Raw genomic sequence first — 7,259 nt, forward strand, 5'->3', positions numbered from 1 at the left:
CGCGTCGTCATCTCTAAGAAGGCGGTAGCGATCGACGTGGGCGTGCCGGTATCCATCGTCAGCGGGTCGTTCTTATGCCGCTCCATGAAATCCGCAATGATGTGGTGGCTGCGCTCGGCGATATCGCCCATCACGCGCGACCATTCGGCAGGGTCGGGCAGGGCTACCGTGGGTGCGTCGTTATTTGCCGATTGGTTGGGGGTTGTTTGGTTTTGGGTCATTGCGGTCCTCCCTCCCTAAGTGCGCTTTGTGCGCGCTTTTTTTTATCGATACCAACAAAAGACCGCTCGCCCTGGTTTTGCTTGCCAGGAGAGCGTATTTTGCGTGTTCTGTCGGCGCGTGACGCGTCTTCCTCTGGATACCACGGATGGGAGGCGGTCGCAGCCGGAAAGCGTTAAGGTCGGTTCACAGCGGGGGAATGCATGACACAGCGGTTTGAGCGAGTAGGGAACACGCGCGGCATGGGTCGCCTGCTGTCGGTATCCATGCTTGCGCTGTTGCTCGGCGGGTGTAGCGACCTTGGGCTGTTTACCAATACCAAAACCACCGATGACGGCACCTATCCGAACCTTGGCACGGTGCCCGCCCGGCCCGAACCGCGGTCCGGTACCCCCGAGCGGCAAGCAGTGCGGGAAGGCTTGGCGGCGGACCGCGACAATGCGCGCTATAGCGCCGATCCGATCCGCAGGCCGTTCCCGGAGGGCAAAGCCGCCGCCGTGGCCCCAAGCTTGACGGACGGGAATTTCCCAGCCCAATCGAATTTCCGCCCGACCGAAGCGCCGCCGGGGTCCGCCCCCGCGCCCACGCCCGCCAGCGTCTCGGTGCAACCGATTGCGCCGCCCGTTGGGCAAGTCGCGCCGTCGTCCGAAGGAATGCCGGCAATCCCGCCGTCCGCGCCGCGCCAGCCCGAACCCGAACCGCCGCCGCCCGCGCCGGTCGATCTGGTGCCGCAAGCCGCGCAGGTTCCGGGGCCGCCGTCGGTCTCGGTTGCGACTCCGACTGTTGCCGCGCCCGCGCCGGTCCAACCGACCGCGCCAACCCTACCGAGCGGGGCCTCCGTCGATGCGCGGCTCGATGCCATGCTCGCCGATGTTGGGGCCGATCCCGTGCGGCGACAGGCGTTGAGTGCCGAAAATGCGGCGATCACGGCCCCGTCGCTCGCCACGCTCTATTTCCGCGACGGCTCGGCGGCGCTCGATGGCGCGGCGCTTGGCGTGCTGAAACAGGTGGCGCAGATCCAAAAATCCCGAGGTGGGCGTTTGGTGCTGGTCGGCCATGCAAGTCGGCGCGCGGAGACGAATGACGCGCGCAAACGCGAAACTTTCAATCAAAAAATCAGCGCGCAACGGGCTGAAAATGTCCGTAAAGCCTTGGTGCGCTTGAAAGTTCCCCTGCTCGCTCTGTCGGTGCGCGCCTCGGGCGATCAGGCGGCGGTGTTCGATGAAGCCGCGCCCGCAGGGGAAGCCGCGAACCGCAAGGTCGAGATTTATCTTGAAGATTAAGGCCGCTCGCGCCTAAACGAACAATCGCCCTGGCGCGTGGGGACAGCCGCGGCGTTTCCCCATTAGTCCCCGTGGGATAGACATTATGGACAGCGACTTTCACAGCATTCGCCGCTTACCGCCTTACGTTTTTGCGGAAGTGAACAAGCTGAAAGCCGCCGCCCGAGCTAATGGCAGGGACGTTATCGACTTTGGCATGGGCAATCCCGATAGCCCGACGCCGAAGCATATCGTCGATAAATTGATCGAAGCCGTGCAGAACCCGCGCACGCACCGCTATTCCATGAGCAAGGGCATTCCCGGCCTCAGGAAAGCCATTGCGGGTTATTACGAGCGCCGGTTTGGCGTATCGCTCGACCCCGAATCGGAAATCGTCGCAACCCTGGGTTCGAAGGAAGGGCTGGCGAACCTTGCCAACGCCATCACCAGCCCCGGCGATACGGTTATGGTGCCGAACCCCTCCTATCCCATCCACGCCTTCGGCTTCATGATGGCGGGGGCCTCGATCCGCCACCTGCCGACCACCGAAGGCAGTGATTTCATGGTGATGCTGGAGCGCGCCGCGAAACACTCGGTGCCCGCGCCGACTGTGCTGGTGGTCAACTATCCCTCGAACCCGACCGCCGAAGTGCGCGGGCTCGATTTCTATACCGATATTGTCGATTTCTGCCGCAAGCGGAATATCTGGGTTCTGTCGGACATGGCCTATTCGGAGCTTTATTTCGACGATAACCCGCCGCCCTCGATCCTTCAGGTGCCGGGCGCGATGGATATTGCGGTGGAGTTCGGCAGCCTGTCGAAAACCTATTCGATGCCCGGCTGGCGCATGGGCTATGCGGTGGGCAATAAGAAGCTCATCAACGCGCTGACCCGGATCAAATCCTACCTGGATTACGGGGCCTTCGCGCCGATTCAAATCGCGGCTGCGGCGGCGTTGAATGGGCCGCAAGATTGCGTTGAAGAGATGCGCACTATGTATAAGCAGCGCCGGGATGTGCTCATTCAGTCGCTGGCGCAAGCGGGCTGGGATGTTCCGTCGCCGCCCGCGACGATGTTCGCCTGGGCGCCGATCCCGGATCGTTTCAAACATCTGGGCAGCTTGGAATTTTCGAAGCGCCTGCTGCTCGAAGCCGATGTGGCGGTCGCCCCCGGCGTTGGCTTCGGCGAGTATGGCGATGGGCATGTACGCCTCGCGCTGGTGGAAAACCCGCAGCGCGTGCGCCAAGCCGCCCGCTCGATCAAGACCTTCTTCGGGCGCGACGATGTGGCGGACACGGCGTTTAAACCCGTGTTCCACATGGCGGCTCAGTAATCCTGTCCAACACGACCCGACGATGATTTGAGAGTGAGAGAATAGGTTATGGAAGATCGTAAACCGTTGCGCGTCGGCATTGCCGGTTTGGGTGTCGTCGGCGCGGGCGTTGTCGGGGTGTTACAGCGGAATGCCGAGCAGATCGCGGCCCGCGCGGGCCGTCCCATCGAAGTGGTGGCGGTGGCCGCGCGGGACCGCACGCGGGATCGCGGCGTCGATCTCTCAAAAGTGACCTGGGCCGAAACGGCGAAAGATCTGACCCAGCGTAACGATGTCGATGTCTTCGTCGAACTCATCGGCGGCTCGGAAGGCCCGGCGCGCGAGGCGGTGGAAGCTGCGCTGGCGCGGGGCCTGCCGGTCGTTACCGCCAATAAGGCGCTGCTTGCCCATCATGGGGCGGAACTCGCGCGGATGGCGGAAGCGCGCGGCGTCACCCTGGCGTTTGAAGCGGCGGTGGCGGGCGGTATTCCGGTGATTAAGGTGCTGCGTGAAGGCTTGGCGGCGAACCGCTTCAGCCGCGTCTACGGCATTCTCAACGGCACCTGCAATTACATCCTGACCAAGATGCGCCAAGAAGGCCGCGATTTTGCCGATGTGCTGGCCGATGCGCAGAAGCTGGGCTATGCCGAAGCCGATCCCACGTTTGACGTGGAAGGTATCGACGCGGCCCATAAGCTCTCGATTCTGGCCGCCGTCGCTTTCGGCTCCGATGTGGCCTTCGATAAGGTGCATGTGGAAGGCATCCGCCACGTTTCGGCGGTCGATATCGCCTTTGCCGAGGAACTCGGCTACCGGATTAAGCTGCTCGGCATCGCCGCCCTCACCGACGCCGGGCTGGAACAGCGCGTTCACCCCTGCATGGTGCCGGTCGATAGTGCCATCGCCTCGGTGGAAGACGTTTACAACGCTGTGGTCGCCGAAGGGGATGCGGTTGGCACCTCGATGATGGTGGGGCGCGGGGCGGGCGCAGGCCCCACGGCCTCGGCGGTGGTGTCCGATCTCATTGATCTTGCACGCGGTTTCAGCGTTCCCACTTTCTCGGTGCCGGTCGCAGCGAAAACAGCGCTGCCGTCGGTTGCCATCGACAAGCATCGCGGCGCTTACTATGTGCGCCTGATGGTGCTGGATCAGCCGGGCGTGATTGCCGATATCGCCGGGGCTTTGCGCGACGAAAAAGTTTCGATGGAAGCTATGATCCAGCGGGGGCGCAATCCGGGGGAAATCGTCCCGGTCGTGCTTACCACGCACGAGACCGACGAAGCGGCGATGCGCCGCGCGCTCGCCCGGATCGATGGCTTGCCCGCGATCACAGAGCCGCCCCGCGTTATCCGCATCATGGAACAATTGTAAGCGCCCCTGTATCGCGCTATCACCCTGCCCAACTGTTAGCCCCTTTGCCTAAGGGGCCTCTTGGAGACATTTGCCCATGTCGATGGACCGTAACCTCGCCCTTGAAGCCATTCGCGTTACCGAAGCCGCCGCGCTCTCCGCCTCCCGCCTGATGGGCCGGGGCGATGAGAAGGCCGCCGATCAGGCCGCGGTCGATGCCATGCGCCGCGCGCTGAACGATCTCGATATCGACGGGACGGTGGTCATCGGCGAGGGCGAGCGCGACGAAGCGCCGATGCTCTATATCGGCGAGAAGGTTGGCACCGGCCAAGGCCCGCGCATCGATATCGCCCTTGATCCGCTCGAAGGCACGACGATCACCGCCAAGGGTGGCCAGAATGCTCTTGCCGTCATTGCGATGGCGGAAGCGGGCGGGTTCTTGAACGCACCGGACGTGTATATGGATAAGATTGCCGTTGGTGGGGGCTTACCTGACGGCGTGGTGGATATCGATGCCGACCCGGCAACGAACCTGAAGAACCTCGCCCAAGCCAAGAAGCTGGCGGTGGAAGACCTCGTGGTCTGCATTCTCGACCGGCCCCGCCATTCCGATTTGATCGCCAAGGTTCGCGCTGCTGGCGCGCGCATTATGCTGATTTCCGATGGGGACGTTTCGGGCGTCATCGCCACCTCAACCCCGAATTCGGGCGTCGATCTGTACCTCGGGTCGGGCGGCGCGCCGGAAGGCGTGTTGGCCGCTGCCGCGCTGCGCTGCATCGGCGGCCAGATGCAGGGCCGTCTGTTGTTCCGCAATGACGACGAGCGCGGCCGCGCCACCCGCATGGGCATTACCGACTTCAACCGCAAATATTCGATGCTCGATCTTGCCAAGGGCGACGTGATGTTCGCGGCAACCGGCGTGACCGATGGGGCGATGCTGCAAGGCGTGCGCCTGTTCCCCGGCGGGGCGACGACCCATTCGCTCATCATGCGTTCGGCGACGGGCACGGTGCGCTATGTGACCGCTCAGCACAATACCGTGCTGAAGCCGTTCAATCACTAAGCCGATGAGCAGCGCCGCCGCCTTTTTGGGGGTCGAACGCTCGTTTGGCGGGCGGCGCTGGATTGATCGCGGCGGCGACGCGCGCCTAGGGCTCGCCCTTGCGCAACGGCTCGGCCTGCCCGAACTCGTCGGGCGGTTGATGGCCGGGCGCGGCGTGAGTTTGGAGGGGGCGGAGGATTTCCTCACTCCCACGCTGCGCCGGGCGCTGCCCGACCCCTCCAGCTTTCTCGATATGGATAAGGCCGCCGAAGCGCTCGCCGCCTGCGTGGCGCGGGGCGGGCGGATCGGCCTGTTCGGCGATTATGACGTGGACGGCGCGACTTCCACGGCGTTGCTGTGGCGCTTTTTCAACGCCCTCGGCCCCGCGCCGCTCATTCATATTCCCGACCGCATGACCGAAGGCTATGGCCCCAATGCCCCGGCGCTGATCGCGCTGAAGGAAAAGGGCGCGGAAGTGATCGTCACCGTCGACTGCGGCGCGACCGCCCACGAGCCGCTACGGCTGGCTGCTGAGGCGGGGGTGTCGGTGATCGTCTGCGACCATCATGTGGGCGAGCCCGCCTTGCCGCCCGCGCTGGCGGTGGTGAATCCAAACCGCTTCGACGAAACCACCGAACATCGCACGCTGGCCGCTGTCGGCGTCGCCTTTCTGCTCGCCATCGCCGTCAACCGCGTTCTGCGCGGGCAGGGGTTCTATAAGGCCTCGGGTCGGCCCGAGCCGGACCTGATGGGGCTACTCGATATCGTCGCCCTGGGAACGGTTGCCGATGTTGTGCCGCTGACGGGGGTGAACCGCGCACTTGTCACCCAAGGGCTCGCCGTTCTACGCCAACGCCGCACGCTCGGCCTGCGGGCACTGGCCGATAGCGCCGGGCTCGACGAAGCGCCGGAGGCCTATCACCTCGGCTTCATCTTCGGCCCACGCGTCAATGCTGGGGGGCGCGTGGGGGAGGCGGGCTTAGGCGCGCGCCTGCTGACCACCGAAGACCCAATCGAAGCGCAAAACATCGCCCAGCAGCTCCATCACTACAATGAGGAGCGCCGGGCGATTGAGGCCTTTGTTCAGGAAGAGGCCATCGCCAAGCTCGAAAGCGCGCCGCCGAAGCAGGATCAGCCGCTGATTCTGGTGGCGGGCGAGGGGTGGCATCCGGGGGTGATCGGCATCGTCGCCTCGCGCCTCAAGGAGCGCTATCACCGCCCGGCCTGCGTCGTGGCGTTGGAAAATGGCGTGGGCAAGGGCTCGGGCCGCTCGGTGCCCGGCGTGGCGCTCGGCGATGCGGTAATTGCAGCGCGTCAGGCGGGGTTGCTCAGCAACGGCGGCGGGCACGCGATGGCGGCGGGCTTCACCGTTGCCGAGGATAAATTAGCCGATCTCGAAGCCTTTCTATCCCAACGCATCCGCGACGACCTTGCGGGCGCGCCGCTGGTGCCGCACCTGTCGATGGATGCGACGCTGGACTGCCAGGGCGCAACGCCCGACCTGCTGACCCAGGTGGCACGCCTCGGCCCCTTTGGTCAGGGCAATTCCGAACCGCGCTTCGTCGTCACTCCGGCGCGGCTGGTAAAGGCCGATGTGGTCGGCGCGGCGCACGTCCGCCTGATCCTCACCGGCCCCAATGGTGGACGGTTGAAGGCGATTGCCTTCCGCTGCCTCGACACGCCCCTGGGCGATGCGCTGATGAACCATCGCGGTGCCTATTTTCATCTTGCAGGCCACCTGCGGCGCGACACTTGGCAGGGTGCCGAAGGCGTCCAATTGATTGTCGAAGACGCGGCCCCACTGGCATAAACGCAAGGCTTTCAGCGGGTTTTTCGCCGCTCGGTCATGGGAATGTCACGAAACGCAGGCGACCGAACAAAGTCACTCTTGACCCCTCCCCGCAAATCGCGCTATCAACCGGCCACGCCAAGACGTCCCCATCGTCTAGAGGCCTAGGACACCAGCCTTTCACGTTGGTAACACGGGTTCGAATCCCGTTGGGGACGCCATTCACACCATAACCTATTGATATTTCTAGGTTATTCCGAAGTGAAACGGCGCTTTTCCCAGCAG

Annotated in this window: 5 protein-coding genes, 1 tRNA gene and 1 pseudogene; 6 read left to right on the forward strand and 1 reads right to left on the reverse strand. The window is 64.2% G+C overall.

From position 1 onward, the window contains the following. A pseudogene (locus ACIQ36_RS16795) lies at positions 1–221 on the reverse strand (class I poly(R)-hydroxyalkanoic acid synthase); the annotation flags it as partial. A 201-nt stretch (positions 222–422) separates the two neighbouring features. On the opposite strand from ACIQ36_RS16795, the gene ACIQ36_RS16800 reads away from it, so the two are divergent. From ACIQ36_RS16800 to ACIQ36_RS16825, 6 genes are all read left to right on the forward strand, one after another. After that, positions 423–1,502 carry an OmpA family protein gene (locus ACIQ36_RS16800; RefSeq protein ID WP_395831421.1) on the forward strand — a complete coding sequence of 360 codons (1,080 nt, stop codon included), beginning with the start codon at positions 423–425 and terminating at the stop codon, positions 1,500–1,502. An 85-nt stretch (positions 1,503–1,587) separates the two neighbouring features. Continuing rightward, positions 1,588–2,814: an LL-diaminopimelate aminotransferase gene (locus tag ACIQ36_RS16805; RefSeq protein WP_395831423.1), complete on the forward strand. Its 1,227-nt coding sequence runs from the start codon at positions 1,588–1,590 to the stop codon at positions 2,812–2,814. Positions 2,815–2,862: 48 nt separating this feature from the next. Beyond that, the gene (locus tag ACIQ36_RS16810) at positions 2,863–4,164 is read left to right on the forward strand and encodes a homoserine dehydrogenase (protein WP_395831425.1); all 1,302 of its coding nucleotides are present in this window, start codon (positions 2,863–2,865) and stop codon (positions 4,162–4,164) included. Between the two features lie 82 nt (positions 4,165–4,246). Further along, positions 4,247–5,206: a class II fructose-bisphosphatase gene (glpX, locus tag ACIQ36_RS16815; protein WP_395831429.1), complete on the forward strand. Its 960-nt coding sequence runs from the start codon at positions 4,247–4,249 to the stop codon at positions 5,204–5,206. A 4-nt stretch (positions 5,207–5,210) separates the two neighbouring features. Further along, the gene (recJ, locus tag ACIQ36_RS16820; RefSeq protein ID WP_395831427.1) at positions 5,211–6,995 is read left to right on the forward strand and encodes a single-stranded-DNA-specific exonuclease RecJ; all 1,785 of its coding nucleotides are present in this window, start codon (positions 5,211–5,213) and stop codon (positions 6,993–6,995) included. 124 nt (positions 6,996–7,119) lie between these two features. Then, positions 7,120–7,195: transfer RNA gene (locus tag ACIQ36_RS16825), tRNA-Glu, on the forward strand. The last annotated feature ends 64 nt before the right edge of the window (positions 7,196–7,259 follow it).

It is taken from the genome of Elstera sp., assembly GCF_044372965.1.
Lineage (GTDB): Bacteria > Pseudomonadota > Alphaproteobacteria > Elsterales > Elsteraceae > Elstera.